The sequence below is a fragment of the Cupriavidus basilensis genome (assembly GCF_008801925.2).
Taxonomy (GTDB): Bacteria; Pseudomonadota; Gammaproteobacteria; order Burkholderiales; family Burkholderiaceae; genus Cupriavidus; species Cupriavidus basilensis.
The window spans coordinates 3,124,397-3,140,838 of record NZ_CP062804.1 but is presented as its reverse complement, the minus strand read 5'-3'; the positions used below and the strand labels follow the sequence as shown (position 1 = coordinate 3,140,838).

The window sequence follows — 16,442 nt, the reverse complement described above, 5'->3', positions numbered from 1 at the left end:
ATTTCCGGATCCATGCGCCAGTGCTGGCCCATTGGCTGAAGCTGATCGCGCCAGCACTGGCTCTTCCACCAAGGATCCGGGAGCCCCCCTTGTTCGATCGCGCCAGACAGCACTTCGCCGCGCTAACCACCCGCGCCGGGTTTCACTCGCTGCGCCTCGTGCGCCAGACCGGCGAGCGCTGCGTGATGCGGCGCGGCGTCGCTGAGCCGCCGTCCTTCATGCACGACATGGGCGCCATGCTCAGCGTGCGCCTGGATGGCGTGGAGGCCTACGCCGCTACCAGCGATCTCAGCGTGGCCGGATTGCAGCGCGCGCTCGACAGCGCCGAAGCGCTCGCCCAGCGGATCGCCGGACGTGGCCTGGTCGACCTGAATGGGCTGGAGCCGCCGCAAGGCCAGGCCCGCTACGAATCCCCTGGTTTGCACGGCGCGTTCCCCGGGCTGGCCGAACGCTTCGCCCTGCTGGCGGCGGTGTCCGCCAGCGTGCCCGCCGATCCGCGGCTGGTGAACTGGCTGGTTTATCTCGATCACCAGCGCCATGAGCAGCTCTACCTGAATAGCGCGGGCGCCGAACAATGGCAGGCGCTGCGCTTCGTCTATCCCGGCATCAGCGTGACCGCCTTCGACGGCAGCGACAGCCAGACCCGCAGCTTTGGCGGCTTCGGCAGCGGCCAGCAGGGCGGGGCGGAGGTCATCGCGCGGCTCGGTTTCGCCGGCGCCGCATCGCGGGTGGCGGACGAAGCCTTGCAACTGCTGCTGGCGCCCAACGCGCCGAGCGGCCCTACCGACTTGCTGCTGATGCCGGACCAGATGATGCTGCAGATCCACGAATCCATTGGCCATCCGCTGGAACTCGATCGCATCCTCGGCGACGAACGCAATTACGCGGGCACCAGCTTTATCGGGCTGGAGGACTTCGGCCGCTACCAGTACGGCTCGGACCTGCTCAATATCAGCTTCGACCCGGGCATTCCCGAGGAACTGGCCAGCTACGGCCACGATGACGAAGGCCAGCCCGCGCAGAAGGCCTTCCTGATCCGGGATGGCCTGCTGCTGCGCCCGCTGGGCGGCGCGCTGTCGCAATGGCGCAGCGGGCTGCCGGGCGTGGCGAACAGCCGGGCCTGCAACTGGAACCGCCCGCCCATCGATCGCATGGCCAACCTCAACCTGGAGCCGGGCGACCGCACCATGGCGCAACTTATCGGCGGCATCGAACGCGGCATCCTGATGTCGTCCAACCGTTCGTGGTCCATCGACGATGCGCGCAACAAGTTCCAGTTCGGCTGCGAATGGGGGCGCCTGATCGAGGACGGCGAGCTCAAGGGCGTGGTCAAGAATCCGAACTATCGCGGCGTTTCCGCGAATTTCTGGCGCAGCCTGGCTGCCGTTGGCGATGCCAGTACCTTCGAGGTGCACGGCACGCCGTACTGCGGCAAGGGCGAGCCCAACCAGGTGGTGCGCGTCGGCCATGCTTCGCCGGCCTGTGTGTTCAAGCAAGTGGAAGTCTTTGGAGGTGCCGCGTGATGGCGGATGCGCAGTCGTTGTTTGCGGCGCTGGCCGAGGATGTGCGCAAGGCGCTGGGAGAGGGCGAAGCCTTCACGCTGTGGTACAGCGCGGAGGCGTCCGAGTTCATCCGCTTCAACCGCGCGAAGGTGCGCCAGGCCGGACAGGTGCGGCAGGCCACGGCCCGGCTCCAGCTGATCCGCGACGAGCGCCACGCCAATATCGCCGTCGCGCTGTCGGGCGATCCCGCGACCGATCGGCAGCGCCTCGCCGACGGCTTGCTGCAGTTGCGCGAGGCCATCGGCCAGTTGCAGCCGGACCCCTACCTGATGCTGGAGCGAGAGCCCTGGCAGCGCACGCTGGCCGATGCAGCCGCGCCGCCGGACACCGCAGAAGTGCTCGCGCAGATCGAAGCGGCCGCCCATGGGCTCGACCTGGTCGGCATCTATGCCGCCGGCCCGCTCTACCGTGGCTTTGCCAGCAGCTTCGGCGCTTTCGGGTGGCATGCCGCGCAGGGCTTCCACTTCGACTGGAGCCTGTTCCACGAAAACGGCCAGGCCGTGAAGGCCGACTACGCGGGCTCGCGCTGGGACGCCGCCGAGTTCGCCGGCCGCTTTGCACAAGCGCGCCGGCAGCTGGAGCACCTGGGCAAGCCGCAGCACGTGCTGCCGCCCGGCGACTACCGGGCCTACCTGGCCCCCGCCGCCCTCGACGAAGTGCTCGGCATGTGTGCCTGGGGCGGCTTCTCGGCCCGCGCGCTGGCGCAGAAGGAAAGCCCGCTGCAGCGGCTGTACGATGGCGGCGCCCGGCTTAGCCACTTGCTTGACCTGGACGAACGCGCGAGCGGCACGCTGGCTCCGGCCTTCGGCCCGGAAGGCATTCCACGCAGCGACGTGACGCTCGTGCAAGCGGGGCTGCCTGCTGGCCGCCTGGTCTACCCACGCAGCGCGCGCGAGTACGGTCTCGCCGCCAATTCCGCCAGTGCCGGTGAGGCGCCACAGTCCCTTGCCATGGCGGCTGGCAAGCTTGCGCAGGACGACGTGCTCGCGGCGCTCGGCACGGGCCTCTATATAGGTAACCTCTGGTATCTCAACTGGTCCGATGCGCCGGCGGCCCGCATGACCGGCATGACGCGCTTCGCCACGTTCTGGGTGGAAGATGGCCGCATCCAGGCGCCGCTTGGCACGATGCGCTTTGACGACAGCATCTACAGCTTCCTGGGCGAGCACCTTGAGGCGCTGACCAGCGAGCGGCAGTTGCGCGTGTCGAGCAATACCTATGGCGAGCGGCAGACCGATTCGGCGCTGTTGCCAGGTGCGCTGACCGGAAAACTCACGTTGACGCTCTGAGCGAATGCGGAGCTGGCGCACTGGCTCTTCGGGTTTGCCTGAACGGCATCCTCGAACGCAAAAAGGGCTGAGTCACCATGGCCTCGTAAGTCGCCGGCTCAGGAATTCCTCGAAGTCCTGGACCTGCCCGCAAATGATGTGGATGTAGACGGTGTCGGGAGTGACCCTGTAAATGATTCGCTGCTGATTTGTCAGATGTTGCCTGAAGCCATCCGCGAAGCCTGCCAGTTCGTCGGGGCGAGTACCGGATGCGGGAAACTCGGCAATGTACGCCACCTTCTCCTGAATCTGCTTCTTGACGGCCAGCCAGGTTCCCTCGGGTTTGAATCTGACCAGATAGCGCCTAAGGTCGATCAAGTCTTGCTTGGCGGATTCGAGAAAGACTACCTTCATGCGCCGTCTTTTTCGTCCAGCCGATCCAGTTCAGCAAAAACGTCTGCCGCCGTTGTCACCTTGCCCTGCGCGATCTCTTTCTCGCCGAGCGCCAAGATCTTCAATAGCGCGATGGTTTGCCGCTGCGCTTCATAGCTGGCAATGTCTTGCACGACGAGTTTAGCCTCACCGTTCTGGGTAATGATCAAAGGCTCGCGCGTCTCGCTGAGCTCCGTGACGATACGGGCCGCATCGCTTTTCAGAAAGCTGATCGGCTTGATGTTTGATAGTTTCACGGGGCGGCCATTCGGGAGTTACCGGATGACCGAATATAGACCGAATTCGATCCGGCGTCCATTTCGCGTATGGACCACCGGCAGGCCGGCGCGCAGTCCCGCTCAAACCGGCTCCCGCGCCGCATCTGTCAGATACTGAATCAACGTCTCCGCAAACTGCGGCAACTCCCGCCCCGGCCGGCGCACCAGACGCAGATCGCGCTTGGCCCATTCATCTTCAAGCGGAATAAACCGCAGCACCTTGCGGCTGGCATAACGCCGTGCGCAGCTATTGGGCACGATGGCGATGCCTGCGCCTGCCTCCACCATCCGGCACACGGCGTCGAAGCTGCCCAGCTGGATGCGCAGGCTGATGCGCTTGCCCATGCCACTGGCGATGCGGTCCAGGAAGGACTGGATGGCGCTGAACTGGTTCAGGCCCACGAAGCGGCAGGTATCCAGCAGGTCGGCAAAGTGCAGGCTGGTGAATTGCGGCAGCGGGTGGTTGACCGGCGCGATCACGATCAGTTCGTCGCTGCAGAGCTGCATGACCTCCAGGTCATTGGTGGCGACCTCGCCGGCGACGATGCCGAGGTCCGCCGCACCGGCGCTGATGGACGAGACGATGGCCTGGGAAAGCTGCTCTTCCAGCTCGATATCCACGTCCGGGTTCTCGGCCAGGAAGCGCGACAGCGCGGTGGCGAGGAAGGAGTTGGTGGCGGTGGTGTTGGCCAGCAGGCGCACGCGGCCCTTGACGCCCTTGGCGTAGGGGCGCAGGTCCGAGTGCAGGCACTCCAGTTCGCGGAACACCTCGCGCGCGTGGCGCAAGAGGGCGTCGCCGGCGGGTGTCAGGCGCACGCCCTTGACCTGGCGGATCAGCAACTGGGTCTGGAAGGCCTCTTCCAGTTGCTTGATGCGGGTGCTTGCGGCGGGCAGGGAGAGGAAGCTGCGCTCGGCGGCGCGGGTCAGGTTTTCGGTCTCGCCGACGTTGAGGAACAGGCGCAGGTCGGTCAGGTCGTAATGCATGTGTTTCGCTGGGCCAAAGGCCTCTTTTGTCAATCGTGAATAGCAATGTCCCCGCCGTCAATTTATCGTATTCGGCGTGGCAAGAGAACCATAAAGGCCGGCTCGTCCGTATTGCGCGGGCGGTTACCGGCGTGCCTTGCGCAAAGGCGGCGCGAAACCCGAGCCGCCGCGCAGCCACCCAGGAGGACGACACATGACAGTTCGGCGCTACAGCGCAAGCAGGCTGGCGGGCGTGGCCACCATGCTGGGCGTGGCTACCTTGGCCACCACGGGCGGCGCTGCCGCAGCCGACTATCCGGACAAGCCGGTGCGCCTGATCGTGCCCGCAGCGGCGGGAGGCACCACCGATATCGCCTCGCGGCTGGTCGGCAAGCGCCTCTCCGAGCTGCTGGGCCAGCCCGTGGTGGTGGAAAACCGTGCCGGCGCGGCCGGCATCGTCGGCGTGCAGGCACTGCGCCAGGCCGCGCCGGACGGCTATACGCTGATGATGGGCAATATCGGCCCCAATGCCATCAACTACGGCCTGTACAAGCAACTTCCCTACCGTGCCGAGGACTTCGCGCCGATCACCATGGTCGTCTCGGTGCCCAATGTGCTGGTGGTCAACGCCAAGGTGCCTGCCCGCAACGTGGCGGAACTGGTCGCGCTGGCCAGGTCCCAGCCGGGCAAGCTCTCGTTTGCCTCGTCGGGGACCGGGCAATCGGTGCACCTGTCCGGTGAGCTGTTCAAGAAGCGCACCGGCATCGACATCATCCATGTGCCATACAAGGGTGCCGCGCCGGCCGTGGCCGACCTGGTGGCGGGGCAGGTGACGATGATGGTGGACAACCTGCCCAGCTCGCTGCCGCATATCCAGTCCGGCAAGCTGCGCGCGCTGGCGGTGACCAGCGCCACGCGCGTGGCCGAGCTGCCCGACGTGCCCACCATGAAGGAAGCCGGGCTCGACGACTTCCAGGTGACCGCATGGTTCGGCCTGGTGGCGCCGGCGGGCACGCCGGCCGCGGTGATCTCGCGCCTGCAAAAGACGGTGGCCGGCATCCTGGCCGAGCCCGAAGTGAAAACGCGCCTGGCCGATCTCGGTGGGGTGCCGGGCGGCGACACGCCCGAGCATTTCGCCAGGTTCATCGACGCGGAGCGCGTGCGCTGGGCCAAGGTGGTGAAGGACACCGGCATTCCACAGCAATGAGGGCGAGCCCGAAGCACGGCACGCGACACCACAGCACAACGAGGGGACAAGGCATGGGAGCATCGAGAGTGCGCCACCGCAGGTCATGGCTACCGGCTGCGCTGATCGCCCCGCTCGCGGTGGGGCTGATGGGCGCGCATATCGATGCGGAGATCACGCGCTGGAGCAAGGTCGTGAAGGACTCGGGCGCACGCCTGGAATAAGAGATCAACCAAAAGAGATCAATCAATATCCGGCCTGGCGCATGCCAGGCCGCCGAGCAAGCAAACGTGTAGACAGGAGTATGAATATGAGTGGAGTGATGGCAGGCAAGGTAGCGCTGGTGACCGGCGCGGGTGGTGGCATCGGGCGCGGCGTAGCGTTGGAACTGGCCAAGGCCGGCGCCAAGGTGGTGGTCAACGACATCGGCGTATCGCTCACCGGTGAAGGTGGTGATGCCGGCCCCGCGCAGCGCGTAGTCGACGAGATCGTCGCCGCCGGCGGCATTGCGGTAGCCAACACCGACAGCGTATCGAGCTGGCAGGGCGCCAATGCCATCGTGCAATGCGCGATCGACAACTTCGGCCGCATCGATGCCGTGGTCAACAACGCCGGCAACCTGCGCGACCGCATGTTCTTCAAGATGAACGAGGAAGAATGGCGCTCGGTGATCGACGTCCACCTCAACGGCACGTTCTTTGTCAGCCGCGCCGCCGCCAACCACTTCAAGGACCAGGAGAGCGGCGCCTACGTGCACATGACTTCCACCTCTGGCCTGATCGGCAACCTGGGCCAGGCCAACTACTCGGCTGCCAAGCTTGGCATTGCCGCGCTGTCGAAGTCGATCGCACTGGACATGGCCCGCTTCAATGTGCGCTCGAACTGCATCGCGCCGTTCGCCTGGAGCCGCATGACCAGCTCGATCCCCTCGGAGACCCCGGAAGAAAAGGCGCGTGTTGCCAAGCTGCAAAAGATGGAAGCCAACAAGGTCGCGCCGATGGCCGCCTTCCTCGCCAGCGATGCCGCGCATGAAGTCAACGCGCAGATCTTCGCCGTGCGCGCCAACGAGATCATGCTGATGAGCCAGCCGCGTCCGGTGCGCTCGGTCCACATGAGCGAAGGCTGGACCCCGGAATCCATTGCCCAGATCGCCATCCCTGCCATGCGCAACAGCTTCTTCAAGCTCGAGCGCTCGCCCGACGTGATCAGCTGGGACCCGATCTGACGCCATGCCGCTCGACTACAACCGCATCAAGAACTGGGACTTCCCGGAGGTCACGCAAACCTACGGCGAGAAGGATTCCATCCTCTACGCGCTGGGTCTTGGCCTGGGCGAGCAGCCCACCGATCCGCGCCAGCTGCAATACGTTTATGAAGCGCAGCTCAAGGCCTTTCCAACGCAGGCCGTGGTGCTGGCCTATCCCGGCTTCTGGATGCAGGACCCGAAGAGCGGCATTGACTGGGTGCGCATCGTCCACGGCGAGCAGCGCCTGCGCCTGCACCGTCCGCTGCCGGCGTCCGGCACCGTGCGTGCGCGTGCACGGGTGACCCATGTCATCGACAAGGGGGCCGACAAGGGCGCGCTCGTGATCGTGGAGCGCACGCTGGTGGATGCGGCCACCGGTGCCGAACTGGCCACCGTGAACCACACCACCTTCTGCCGCGCCGACGGCGGCTTTGGCCAGGGCGATACCGCGCCCGAGGCACTGCCGGCAGTGCCGGCCCGCGCGCCGGATGCGGCTCGCAACCTGGCGATCATGCCGCAGGCCGCGTTGCTGTACCGCCTCAATGCCGATCCCAACCCGTTGCATGCCGATCCGGAAGTGGCGCGGGCGGCTGGCTTCGACGCGCCCATCCTGCACGGCCTGTGCACCTATGGCGTGGCGGCGCGCGCGCTGGTCGACACCTTCGCCAACGGCGATGGCGATCAGCTGCTCGAACTCAATGTGCGTTTTTCCCGCCCGGTATTTCCCGGCGAAACCCTCGAAGTGCGCATGTGGCGCGAAGGCGGCGGCCGCGTGCTGTTCGACGCCCGCGTGCCCGCGCGCGACGTCACCGTGCTCAGCAACGGCGTAGCGGAGTTCCGTGCATGACAACAACGGCAACAACCATGAAGAGCGCGCTCGACGGCGTACGTGTGCTGGACCTCTCGCGCATCCTGGCCGGTCCCTGGTGCGCCCAGAACCTGGCCGACCTCGGCGCCGAGGTGATCAAGGTCGAGCGCCCCGGCGTGGGCGACGACACCCGCTCCTGGGGCCCGCCCTGGCTGCCCGACGGCGACGGCAAGCCCTCGCGCGATGCGAGCTACTACGCCGGCGCCAACCGCGGCAAGCGCTCGGTCACGCTCGATATCGCCAGCCCCGAAGGGCAGAGCATCGTGCGCGAGCTGGCGGCGAAATCGCAGATCGTGCTGGAGAACTACAAGGTCGGCGACCTGAAGCGCTATGGCCTGGACTATGACAGCCTCAAGGCCATCAACCCGGCACTGGTCTATTGCTCCATCACCGGCTACGGCCAGGAGGGCCCGAGCGCGCACAAGCCCGGCTATGACTTCATCTTCCAGGGCATCGGCGGGTTGATGAGCATCACCGGCGAGCGTGACGACCTGCCTGGTGGCGGCCCGCAGAAGGTCGGCGTGGCCGTGGTCGACATGCTCACCGGCATGTATGCCACCGTGGCCGTGCTGGCGGCGCTGCGCCATGCCGAGCGTACCGGCGAGGGGCAGCGCATCGACATGGCGCTGCTCGATGCCGTGGTGGCGGTCGGGGCGACGCCGATCCTGGCGCAGAAGATCACCGGAAAGACGCCGCAGCGTTTCGGGAACGCGCACGCGAACATGGTGCCGTACCACGTGTTTGCCACGGCGGACGGCCACATGATCGTGGCCGCGGGCAACGACGGGCAATGGCAAGGGTACTGCCGGGGCGTGGCGCGCCCGGACCTTGCCACGGACGAACGTTTCGCCACCGGCACTGGCCGCATCGTCAATCGCGACGTGCTGGTGCCGCTGCTCGAGACCCATATGCGCACGGGCACGACCGCGCATTGGGTGCAAGCGCTGGAGCGCGAAGGTATTCCTTGCGGGCCGATCAACGACTATGCGCAGGTGCTGGAGGACCCGCAGGTCAGGTATCGTGAACTGCAGGTGGATATGGTGCGCAGCGATGGCGGGGTTTGTCCCACGGTGAAGAGCCCGTTGCGGCTTTCGGCCACGCCGGTCAGGTATGACGCGGCGCCCCCGCGGCTGGGCGAACATACCGAGGCGGTGCTTTCGGGCGTGCTGGGCATGTCGGCAGCGCGGATCGCGGCCCTGCGCGAACAAGGCTTGATCTGAGGCCGGTTCCGGCGGTACGCGTTACCCAGGTGCAGCAGCCGGGGCGCGTACCATCGGCTTGCGCACGGCGGTGCATAAGATGCCGCCAGCCGTCAGGAACCGAACAGCATCAGGTCAATCTTGACGGCCGAGACCACGATAGCGAGCAGCGGCCCGCAAATCGGCTGCTGGCTGTCTCGTGGCTCCCACGACAGTGCGGCGGCTACAAACGCCTTGCGCTTGTATCGCGCCTTGTCGGAGACAACCCCCAGGTCGTTCGGTATGCCCTTGGCGATCATTGCGCCCTTGAGGCGCCGGGTCATGCGCGCGGCCGGACGCCGATCAGCATGACGCTGAGCAAGGTCATGCCTTCGATGACGATCTCCGTCCAGTGCCCGAAGAAATGCGACATTGCGTGCGCAATCAAAAGACACCCCACAGCCGTACCCTGCTCATATCCGACACGGCCTTCGCTTCATCGGCCGACTCATCGGCGGGCTCGATCAGTTCAAGAGGCAGTTTGGCTTCACGCGGCTTCAGCATCAATACGACCTCCATGTCGAGCGCGTGAGCGTAATTCACGATCGTTTCCATCGAGGGCCCGAGCGAACCGCCGCCGTTCTCGATCCGGCTGATCTCGGATTGCAGCATGCCGCTGTCGGCGGATTGCTGCGCCTGTGTTTTGCCGCTCTTCTGGCGCGCAGCGCGCAGGATGCTTCCGACCCGGCCAGCCATTGCAAACCGCGTATCGGGATCTTCGTCGAGCATCTGCGTTTCCGCCAGATAGGCGCGGCGTGTCTCAGGCTTGTCGAGAGCCCGTTTGCGAAACGTCTCGAACGAGTCGGGATTCAAAACGTTCTTGCCATCTTTGGCCATGATGCGCTCCTTTGCTTTCAGGTACGTTCCTTCGCATGGCGCTCTCCCCGGGCGGCGTTCGTGTCGATAAGACAAGGCACCTCCCTATTATTGGTTATTCCCGATAATTTGCAAGTCCCGTGGAGTCGCGTGCATCTTTCTGCTCATGGATCGAGGCTGGACTCTCTGTTTTTAGATCGAACTATCAGGCGGTATGCCCGTGACGTCCACAAAACTTTTGTTGCTATGGTCGGCCGGTCAATTGCGAGCAGGCATGGCGACGCCCGGGATAAGGCCATCCGGCAAGAGCTGTGCCCCAGCCCACCGGACATGATCCATATCAAGCCTCGCGTGCCCGGTTCCCGGCACAATGCTCCTGAACGCTCCAGCCTTCCAACTCCCACCCAAGGTGAGGCCCATGTTTCCTGAATTCCGCGATCAGATATCCATCCTCAAGACCCAGGACGCCCACTTTGCGCGGCTGTTTACCCGCCACAACGAACTGGACCATGAGATCAAGAACATGGAGGCGGGCACGGTTCCCGCAGATAGCACCGCCATCGAGATCCTCAAGAAGGAAAAGCTGCTGCTGAAGGACCAGCTCTACGTCATCCTGCGCAAGGTCTCGGCTTCCTGAAGCCAATATCAAATCCGCCAATCTGCCAATTGAAAGGCCATCCCATGTTCAAACATATCCTGCTCCCCATCGACGGATCGGAACTCTCGCAAAAGGCCTTCCCGGCGGCCGTCGAGTTCGCGCGCACGACCGGCGCCAAGCTGACCCCGTATATGTGCCTCGAGGAGTATCCGTTCCTGATGTCCAGCGACGCTGGCCATGAGAAGAAGTCGGTCTTCGAGCATCGCATCGAGGCCGCGGCGCGCGAGGAGCTGGCCAAGGTGGAATCGGCCGCGGCACTGGCTGGCGTGCCGTGTTCGGGTGCCACATCCACTGCCTCCGCGCCCTATCGGGGCATCATCGGCATGGCCAAGGAGCTAGGCTGCGACGTGATCTTCATGGCGTCGCACGGGCGGCGCGGCATCAGCGGCCTGCTGCTGGGCAGCGAGACCCAGAAGGTGCTGACGCATAGCGATATTCCGGTGCTGGTGTTCCGCTGAGCGTGCCAGGGGATTTGTGATTTTTGATTTTTGATTTGTTGCGCCGCGCAGATCCCGCCGGCCCGAGCCGCTCACCGGCAATTCGACGGGATCTTCAACTTCCTCTTCGTCCGCTGCGTCCAGGCACTCAGGCCGCGGACTCCATCATCTGCCGCTGCCGGTACTCCCCGGGCGCCACTCCCGTCCATTTCTTGAACGCGCGATGAAACGTGCTGGGTTCTGAAAACCCCACGCGCAGCGCCACCTGCTGCAGTGCAAGGTCCGTGTGTTCCAGCAAGGCGATGGCCGCGTCGCGTCGCAGGCTGTCCTTGATGCTCTGGTAGCCGCGCCCTTCCTCGCGCAGGCGGCGGCGCAGGGTTTGCGGCGTCAGGCGCAGGGCCTCGGCCATTTGTTCCAGCGAGGGCAGTTCGTCATCGAGGTGGCAGCGCAGGTGGCGCCGGATGCGCTCGGCGAGGCAGGAGTCGTCGCGGTAGCGGGTGAGCAGGTTGCGCGGCGTGTCGTTCAGGAAGGCTCGCAGGCTGCTGGCGTCCTGGACCACGGGCAGGCGCAGCCAGCTGGCGTCGAAGTGCAAGGCGGTGTGCGGCTGGCCATAGCGGACCTGGGTGTTGAAGACCCGTTCGGTATCAGTGAGCCGGGATGGCCCGCGCGCAGGTTCCGGGCCGCGCGCGGCCAGGTCGACGCCGGTGAGGGGAATGCGCTGCGCCACCAGCCAGTTGGCCACCCCGTAAGCCTGGAAGGCGAAAGTGGATTGCGCGTACTGGCGGCACGCCGTGGCGGGCGCGCGAGGTAGCAGGAGCAGGGTGGCGCGGCCGTCGCGCTGTTGCAGCCGGGGCACGAAATCGACCAGGTGCAGGCGATACAGGTTCAGCCCGGCGCGCATGGCGTCCTCCAGCGTGGCGCAGTGGATCAACGCCTGGCAGGCCTGGGCGAACACCCCCGGCGCCACCGGCCGGCTGAGCAAGCCCCAGAACTCATCGCGTGTGACGCGCCGCATCGAGCGCATCAGCGCGGCAAACTGGCGCTCGCTCACGCGCGCGCTGGGCGACTGCAGCAACGCGGGCGAAATGGCGGCGCGGCGCAGCAGGGCGTCGATGTCGCAGCCAAGGCGGCGTGCGCCTTGCACGATCTGGTGCAGCTGCAGCACGGAAATAGTGTGGCGCGTGGGCGGCTGGGCGGCGTCGGCGCCCGGTGTGCCTGGCGGGAGGGAACTGAGCGGCACCGCCATCGATGACGGTGCGGATGCCCTGAGTGCGGCGCTTTGCATTGTCTCCTCGTTCTCAACGGACTCCCTGGTCCCGGTCCGGATCTACCCTGGGCTGCATCTCGCTGCACCGCAGCGCAACGCACAGACTTGCCGGACCACAGCCGGTTCTGTGCCGGCTATGTGCGCCAGTTAACCCGATGCTGCGCCCCAGCACAATCCGGATTTACCAAAGGCAGGCTTTTCCCTGAACGATTCGGCCAATCATTTTGGGCCGAAAGGTCATTGTCCACGCAGTGCACCATCGCGCAATCTCATCCCTTGCCGGCCTGCGCACCCGCAGGGCGCGGCGTGGCGGTTCACGTGGGGAGAAGCAGGATGCAGATAGGACGTCGCAGGACCCTGTTACGGCTTGGCGCGGCCTCGTTCGCCGCTGGCGGCGGCATCTCCGGGATCGCCAGCGCGCTCGCGCAAGGCGCCGTGCCCGCCGGATACCCCGCCAAGCCGGTGCGGCTGGTGGTGCCTTATCCGGCGGGGGGCGCCACCGACGTGCTCGCCCGCGCCATTGCCGCGCCGCTTGGCCAGCAGTGGCAGCGCACTGTGGTGGTGGAAAACCGCCCGGGCGCCAGCGGCATGATCGGTGCCGATACGGTGGCCAAGGCGCCTGCGGATGGCTACACCTTGCTGCTCACGCTGACCAGCGTGGTGCAGTTGCCCAGCCAGTATGCAAAGCCGCCTTTCGACCCGATGCGCGACCTGGTCGCGCTGTCGGAGCTGGCGACTTCGCACCTGGTGGTGGCCGCCAATTCGTCCATGCCCGGCAGCCTCGCCGAGGTGGTGCAGATGGCGAAGGGCAAGCCGAAAGGGTATTCGTACGGCACCTACGGCACCGGCAGCGGCGCGCACCTCTATATGGAAGTGTTTACCGGCGCCGCCGGGGTCGACATGATCCATGTCCCCTACAAAGGCGAGGCGCCGTTGCTCAACGACCTGCTGGGCGGCCAGGTGTCGGTGGGCACCATCTCCGTGATGGGGATCAAGCCGCATGTGCGCACCGGCCGCCTGCGCGCGCTGGCGGTGGTGGGCAACACCCGGGCGCCCATGCTGCCCGAGGTGCCGACCTTCCAGGAGCTGGGCTACAGCGGCCTGGACGGGCCCGGCTGGTTCGGCCTGTTTGCCCCGGCCGGCACGCCCCGGCCGATCGTGGACAAGGTTTCTGCGGACGTGAACGCCATCCTGGCCACACCCGATATCCGGCAGCGCATGACCGACCTTGGAGTGATCGTGAAAGGCACCCGGCCGATGGAGTTTGCCGAGGTGGCGCGCGCCGACCAGGCTTACTGGAACGGCGTGATCCGCAAGCTCAATATCCGGCTCGACTGAGCCCGCAGCATTTCCCAACTCTCTCGTGCCCGTTCGGGGCGGATTCAGGAGCAGCGATGCAGCACACGCGCCGCAAGGCATTGCAGCAGATCGGAGCCGGCGCCCTCGCCGCCGGCGGCCTGGGCCTGGGGCTGAGCCCGGCGCGTGCCGACGCTTTCCCGGCCAAGCCCGTGCGGCTGGTGGTGCCCTACCCCGCGGGCGGCGCCACCGATGTGCTGGCACGCGCGATTGCCGAGCCGCTCGGCAAGATGTGGCAGCGCCCCATCGTGGTGGAAAACCGCCCGGGCGCCAGCGGCATGATCGGCGCCGACGCCGTGGCCAAGGCCGATGCCGACGGCCATACCGCGCTGCTTACCATCACCACGCTGGTCCAGGCCCCCAGCCTCTACGCCAAGGCGCCGTTCGATCCGGTGCGCGATTTTGCCCCGGTGTCCAATCTTGGCACCACCAGCCTGGTGTTCGCGGTGCACAACTCGGTGCCCGCCACGACGCTGGCCGAATTCATCGCGCTGGTGAAGTCCAGGCCAAGGCAGTTCAACTATGGCTCCTACGGCACCGGCTCCAGCGGCCATCTCTACTGCGAAGTGTTCAACGAGGCGGCGGGGCTGGACATGACCCACGTGTCGTACAAGGGCGAGGCACCGGAACTGAACGACCTGCTCGGCGGGCAGATCCCCGCGGCGATCATCTCGGTGATGGGCGCGCGCCCGCACGTGGCAACCGGCCGCCTGCGCGCGCTGGCGGTGACCGGCCCCGCGCGCGCGCCGCAATTGCCAGACGTGCCGACCTTTCGCGAGTCTGGCATCGCGGGCATGGATTCGATGGGCTGGTTCGGGCTGTTGCTGCCGGCCGCCGCGCCGCGCCCGGTGATCGAAAAGTTCTCCTCTGACGTCAACCGCGTGCTGGCCATGCCAGCCGTGCGCGCGCGCATGAACGATATGGGCGTGGTGCTTGCCGGCAGCACGCCCGATGCCTTCGCCGAGACCATGCGCAGCGATTACGCGCGCTGGGGCAAGGTCATCCGCACCCGCAACATCCGCCTTGACTAACGCTGTCCCGATGCACGCCGCCTTGATGCGCGCCGGGCCAGTGGTGGCCTGCAATTTTCCCACTTTGCGTTTCTCATGAATCAAGCTGCTTTTGCTACCCACGCTCCGGCCTACCGTTCTCCCCACTGGCCTCCAGGCATGCCTGCCGAGGCGTGCGTGCCGCGCACCAGCCTGGCCTACAACGTCGAGGTGGCCGCCCGGCGCTATCCGGACAAGACCGCGATCCAGTATTTCCATACGGCCATCTCCTACGCCAGCCTGCATGCGCAGATCGAGCGCATGGCCGGCTACCTGCAGCAAGCTTGCGGCGTGGCGCCGGGCGACCGCGTGATGCTGTTCAGCCAGAACTGCCCGCAGTTCATCGTGGCCTACTACGCCATCCTGCGTGCCGAGGCGGTGGTCGTACCAGCCAACCCGATGTGGCTGACCGGGGAGCTCGAACACGTGGCCGCGGACAGCGGCGCGGTAGCGGCCTTCGTCGCGGCGGAGCTTTATCCGCAGATCGCGCCACTGCATGGCGCCAAGCTGGCGCATATCATCGTGCATCAGTACGGGGACATGCTCGAGGCCGCCGGCGGCACCGGCAGCGTGCCCGCCTGGCTTTGCGAGCGCACCCCGCTGCCCGCCTGCGCACCCGCAGGCGCCACGCTGGCGACCTGGGCGCAGGCCGACGCCGCGGGCCATGTCCCGCGCGCCCATCAGGCTGGCTTTGACACGCTGTGCATGCTGGCCTACACCTCGGGCACCACTGGTCATCCCAAGGGCTGCATGCATACGCACGGCACGCTGATGAGCGCCGCGGTGGGTTCGCAGCTGTGGCGCAGCGCCAGCCCGCAGAGCGTGTGCTTGTCGGTCGCACCGATGTTCCATCTGCTGGGCATGCAGAACGGCATCCACGCGCCGCTTTACCTGGGCGCCACCATCGTGCTGCTGCCGCGCTGGGATCGCGCGGCAGCAGCAGACCTGATCGAGCGCTACCAAGTTTCCACCTGGGGCGCGCCGCCCGCCATGCTGGTGGATTTCTTCGCGCAGCCGGGCATCGGCGAGCGCAACCTCTCCAGCCTTGCCTACCTGGGCGGCGGTGGGGCCGCCATGCCGGACGCCGTGGCCACCATGCTGCAGGAGCGCTTTGGCCTGCATTACGTGGAGGCGTACGGCCTGACCGAGACCGCCGCCTTCCTGCTGTCCAATCCGCGCCACCGGCCCAAGCGCGAATGCCTGGGCATTGCCACGTTCGGTGTGGACGCGCGCGTGATCGACCCGCACACCCTGGCCGAACTGCCGCAGGGCGAGCTGGGCGAGATCGTGGCCCATGGCGCGCAGGTGATGCGCGGCTACTGGCGCAACCCGCAGGCCGACGCGGAATCGTTCATCGAGATCGATGGCAAGCGCTTCCTGCGCACCGGCGACCTCGGCTTTATGGATGAGGAAGGCTATTTCTTCATGCGCGACCGGCTCAAACGCATGATCAACGCATCCGGCTTCAAGGTCTGGCCGGCGGAGGTGGAGAACCTGCTCTACGGGCATCCCGCCATCCACGAAGCCTGCGTGATCGCCGCGCGCGACGCGCGCCGCGGCGAGACCGTCAAGGCCGTGGTGGCGCTCAAGCCGGCCGCGCGCGGCACGCCCGAGGCCAGCGCCGAGCAGATCATGGCGTGGTGCCGCGAGCGGCTGGCGGCCTACAAGGTGCCGCGCATTGTGAGCTTTGTCGATGCGTTGCCCAAGTCGGCCACCGGCAAGATCCAGTGGCGGGCACTGCAGGAGCTGGAGCAGGACCAGGGCGGAGATCAACCGGCCGCCGCCGGCAGCGTGGCCTGAACCAGAACAGCGAGAGCA

At 66.3% G+C, this 16,442-nt stretch carries 18 protein-coding genes; 12 read left to right on the top strand and 6 right to left on the bottom strand.

Annotation, left to right across the window (positions count from 1 at the left end):
* The first annotated feature begins 89 nt into the window (after window positions 1-89).
* Together F7R26_RS34895 and F7R26_RS34890 are read left to right on the top strand one after the other, a co-directional pair.
* Complete coding sequence (locus F7R26_RS34895; protein WP_150985203.1) at window positions 90-1,523, top strand: TldD/PmbA family protein; 1,434 nt, start codon at window positions 90-92, stop codon at window positions 1,521-1,523.
* Window positions 1,523-2,851 (top strand): TldD/PmbA family protein, encoded by a 1,329-nt coding sequence (locus F7R26_RS34890; RefSeq protein ID WP_150985204.1) that lies wholly within the window; start codon window positions 1,523-1,525, stop codon window positions 2,849-2,851. Before F7R26_RS34895 ends, F7R26_RS34890 begins: the two co-directional genes overlap by 1 nt.
* Window positions 2,852-2,923: 72 nt before the next feature.
* Here F7R26_RS34890 and F7R26_RS34885 read toward each other — a convergent pair whose 3' ends face one another.
* From F7R26_RS34885 to F7R26_RS34875, 3 genes are all read right to left on the bottom strand, one after another.
* Window positions 2,924-3,244, bottom strand: a complete 321-nt coding sequence (locus tag F7R26_RS34885) for a type II toxin-antitoxin system RelE/ParE family toxin (RefSeq protein WP_150985205.1) — start codon at window positions 3,242-3,244, stop codon at window positions 2,924-2,926.
* Window positions 3,241-3,519, bottom strand: coding sequence for a type II toxin-antitoxin system Phd/YefM family antitoxin (locus F7R26_RS34880; protein WP_150985206.1), 279 nt, complete (start codon window positions 3,517-3,519; stop codon window positions 3,241-3,243). Before F7R26_RS34880 ends, F7R26_RS34885 begins: the two co-directional genes overlap by 4 nt.
* Window positions 3,520-3,621: 102 nt before the next feature.
* Entirely contained in the window at window positions 3,622-4,524 is a 903-nt protein-coding gene (locus F7R26_RS34875) for a LysR family transcriptional regulator (protein WP_150985207.1), read from the bottom strand.
* A gap of 193 nt (window positions 4,525-4,717) precedes the next feature.
* Between F7R26_RS34875 and F7R26_RS34870 the strand changes: the two genes are divergently transcribed.
* The 5 genes from F7R26_RS34870 (at window position 4,718) to F7R26_RS34850 (ending at window position 9,023) form a co-directional block, all read left to right on the top strand.
* Window positions 4,718-5,710: a Bug family tripartite tricarboxylate transporter substrate binding protein gene (locus tag F7R26_RS34870; RefSeq protein ID WP_150985208.1), complete on the top strand. Its 993-nt coding sequence runs from the start codon at window positions 4,718-4,720 to the stop codon at window positions 5,708-5,710.
* Window positions 5,711-5,763: 53 nt separating this feature from the next.
* Complete coding sequence (locus tag F7R26_RS34865) at window positions 5,764-5,913, top strand: hypothetical protein (protein WP_170301819.1); 150 nt, start codon at window positions 5,764-5,766, stop codon at window positions 5,911-5,913.
* Between the two features lie 86 nt (window positions 5,914-5,999).
* The gene (locus F7R26_RS34860) at window positions 6,000-6,914 is read left to right on the top strand and encodes an SDR family NAD(P)-dependent oxidoreductase (RefSeq protein ID WP_150985209.1); all 915 of its coding nucleotides are present in this window, start codon (window positions 6,000-6,002) and stop codon (window positions 6,912-6,914) included.
* 4 nt (window positions 6,915-6,918) lie between these two features.
* A complete protein-coding gene (locus F7R26_RS34855) occupies window positions 6,919-7,782 on the top strand; it encodes a MaoC/PaaZ C-terminal domain-containing protein (protein ID WP_150985210.1) in 864 nt (287 codons plus the stop codon).
* On the top strand, window positions 7,779-9,023 hold the full coding sequence (locus tag F7R26_RS34850; RefSeq protein WP_241754653.1) for a CaiB/BaiF CoA transferase family protein: 1,245 nt from the start codon (window positions 7,779-7,781) through the stop codon (window positions 9,021-9,023). Before F7R26_RS34855 ends, F7R26_RS34850 begins: the two co-directional genes overlap by 4 nt.
* Before the next feature lie 92 nt (window positions 9,024-9,115).
* Here F7R26_RS34850 and F7R26_RS34845 read toward each other — a convergent pair whose 3' ends face one another.
* Complete coding sequence (locus tag F7R26_RS34845) at window positions 9,116-9,325, bottom strand: hypothetical protein (protein ID WP_150985211.1); 210 nt, start codon at window positions 9,323-9,325, stop codon at window positions 9,116-9,118.
* A 100-nt stretch (window positions 9,326-9,425) separates the two neighbouring features.
* Complete coding sequence (locus F7R26_RS34840; RefSeq protein WP_150985212.1) at window positions 9,426-9,878, bottom strand: helix-turn-helix domain-containing protein; 453 nt, start codon at window positions 9,876-9,878, stop codon at window positions 9,426-9,428.
* A gap of 397 nt (window positions 9,879-10,275) precedes the next feature.
* Here F7R26_RS34840 and F7R26_RS34835 point away from each other — a divergent pair, with 397 nt between their 5' ends.
* A complete protein-coding gene (locus F7R26_RS34835) occupies window positions 10,276-10,494 on the top strand; it encodes a YdcH family protein (protein WP_150985213.1) in 219 nt (72 codons plus the stop codon).
* A 44-nt stretch (window positions 10,495-10,538) separates the two neighbouring features.
* Window positions 10,539-10,973 carry a universal stress protein gene (locus F7R26_RS34830; protein ID WP_150985214.1) on the top strand — a complete coding sequence of 145 codons (435 nt, stop codon included), beginning with the start codon at window positions 10,539-10,541 and terminating at the stop codon, window positions 10,971-10,973.
* A gap of 127 nt (window positions 10,974-11,100) precedes the next feature.
* On the opposite strand, the gene F7R26_RS34825 is transcribed toward F7R26_RS34830, so the two are convergent.
* Entirely contained in the window at window positions 11,101-12,237 is a 1,137-nt protein-coding gene (locus tag F7R26_RS34825) for an AraC family transcriptional regulator (RefSeq protein WP_193692214.1), read from the bottom strand.
* A gap of 315 nt (window positions 12,238-12,552) precedes the next feature.
* Here F7R26_RS34825 and F7R26_RS34820 point away from each other — a divergent pair, with 315 nt between their 5' ends.
* From F7R26_RS34820 to F7R26_RS34810, 3 genes are all read left to right on the top strand, one after another.
* Complete coding sequence (locus tag F7R26_RS34820) at window positions 12,553-13,557, top strand: tripartite tricarboxylate transporter substrate binding protein (protein ID WP_150985215.1); 1,005 nt, start codon at window positions 12,553-12,555, stop codon at window positions 13,555-13,557.
* Window positions 13,558-13,613: 56 nt separating this feature from the next.
* The gene (locus F7R26_RS34815) at window positions 13,614-14,606 is read left to right on the top strand and encodes a Bug family tripartite tricarboxylate transporter substrate binding protein (RefSeq protein WP_150985216.1); all 993 of its coding nucleotides are present in this window, start codon (window positions 13,614-13,616) and stop codon (window positions 14,604-14,606) included.
* Window positions 14,607-14,681: 75 nt separating this feature from the next.
* Entirely contained in the window at window positions 14,682-16,424 is a 1,743-nt protein-coding gene (locus tag F7R26_RS34810; protein ID WP_150985217.1) for a long-chain fatty acid--CoA ligase, read from the top strand.
* Window positions 16,425-16,442: the final 18 nt, after the last annotated feature.

Coding starts and splice junctions, on each gene's coding strand:
- F7R26_RS34825 (WP_193692214.1), bottom strand. CDS start 12,237: ATGCAAAGCGCCGCACTCAGGGCATCCGCACCGTCATCGATGGCGGTG.
- F7R26_RS34855 (WP_150985210.1), top strand. CDS start 6,919: ATGCCGCTCGACTACAACCGCATCAAGAACTGGGACTTCCCGGAGGTC.
- F7R26_RS34815 (WP_150985216.1), top strand. CDS start 13,614: ATGCAGCACACGCGCCGCAAGGCATTGCAGCAGATCGGAGCCGGCGCC.
- F7R26_RS34835 (WP_150985213.1), top strand. CDS start 10,276: ATGTTTCCTGAATTCCGCGATCAGATATCCATCCTCAAGACCCAGGAC.
- F7R26_RS34860 (WP_150985209.1), top strand. CDS start 6,000: ATGAGTGGAGTGATGGCAGGCAAGGTAGCGCTGGTGACCGGCGCGGGT.
- F7R26_RS34890 (WP_150985204.1), top strand. CDS start 1,523: ATGGCGGATGCGCAGTCGTTGTTTGCGGCGCTGGCCGAGGATGTGCGC.
- F7R26_RS34845 (WP_150985211.1), bottom strand. CDS start 9,325: ATGACCCGGCGCCTCAAGGGCGCAATGATCGCCAAGGGCATACCGAAC.
- F7R26_RS34830 (WP_150985214.1), top strand. CDS start 10,539: ATGTTCAAACATATCCTGCTCCCCATCGACGGATCGGAACTCTCGCAA.
- F7R26_RS34885 (WP_150985205.1), bottom strand. CDS start 3,244: ATGAAGGTAGTCTTTCTCGAATCCGCCAAGCAAGACTTGATCGACCTT.
- F7R26_RS34840 (WP_150985212.1), bottom strand. CDS start 9,878: ATGGCCAAAGATGGCAAGAACGTTTTGAATCCCGACTCGTTCGAGACG.
- F7R26_RS34850 (WP_241754653.1), top strand. CDS start 7,779: ATGACAACAACGGCAACAACCATGAAGAGCGCGCTCGACGGCGTACGT.
- F7R26_RS34820 (WP_150985215.1), top strand. CDS start 12,553: ATGCAGATAGGACGTCGCAGGACCCTGTTACGGCTTGGCGCGGCCTCG.
- F7R26_RS34865 (WP_170301819.1), top strand. CDS start 5,764: ATGGGAGCATCGAGAGTGCGCCACCGCAGGTCATGGCTACCGGCTGCG.
- F7R26_RS34875 (WP_150985207.1), bottom strand. CDS start 4,524: ATGCATTACGACCTGACCGACCTGCGCCTGTTCCTCAACGTCGGCGAG.
- F7R26_RS34810 (WP_150985217.1), top strand. CDS start 14,682: ATGAATCAAGCTGCTTTTGCTACCCACGCTCCGGCCTACCGTTCTCCC.
- F7R26_RS34870 (WP_150985208.1), top strand. CDS start 4,718: ATGACAGTTCGGCGCTACAGCGCAAGCAGGCTGGCGGGCGTGGCCACC.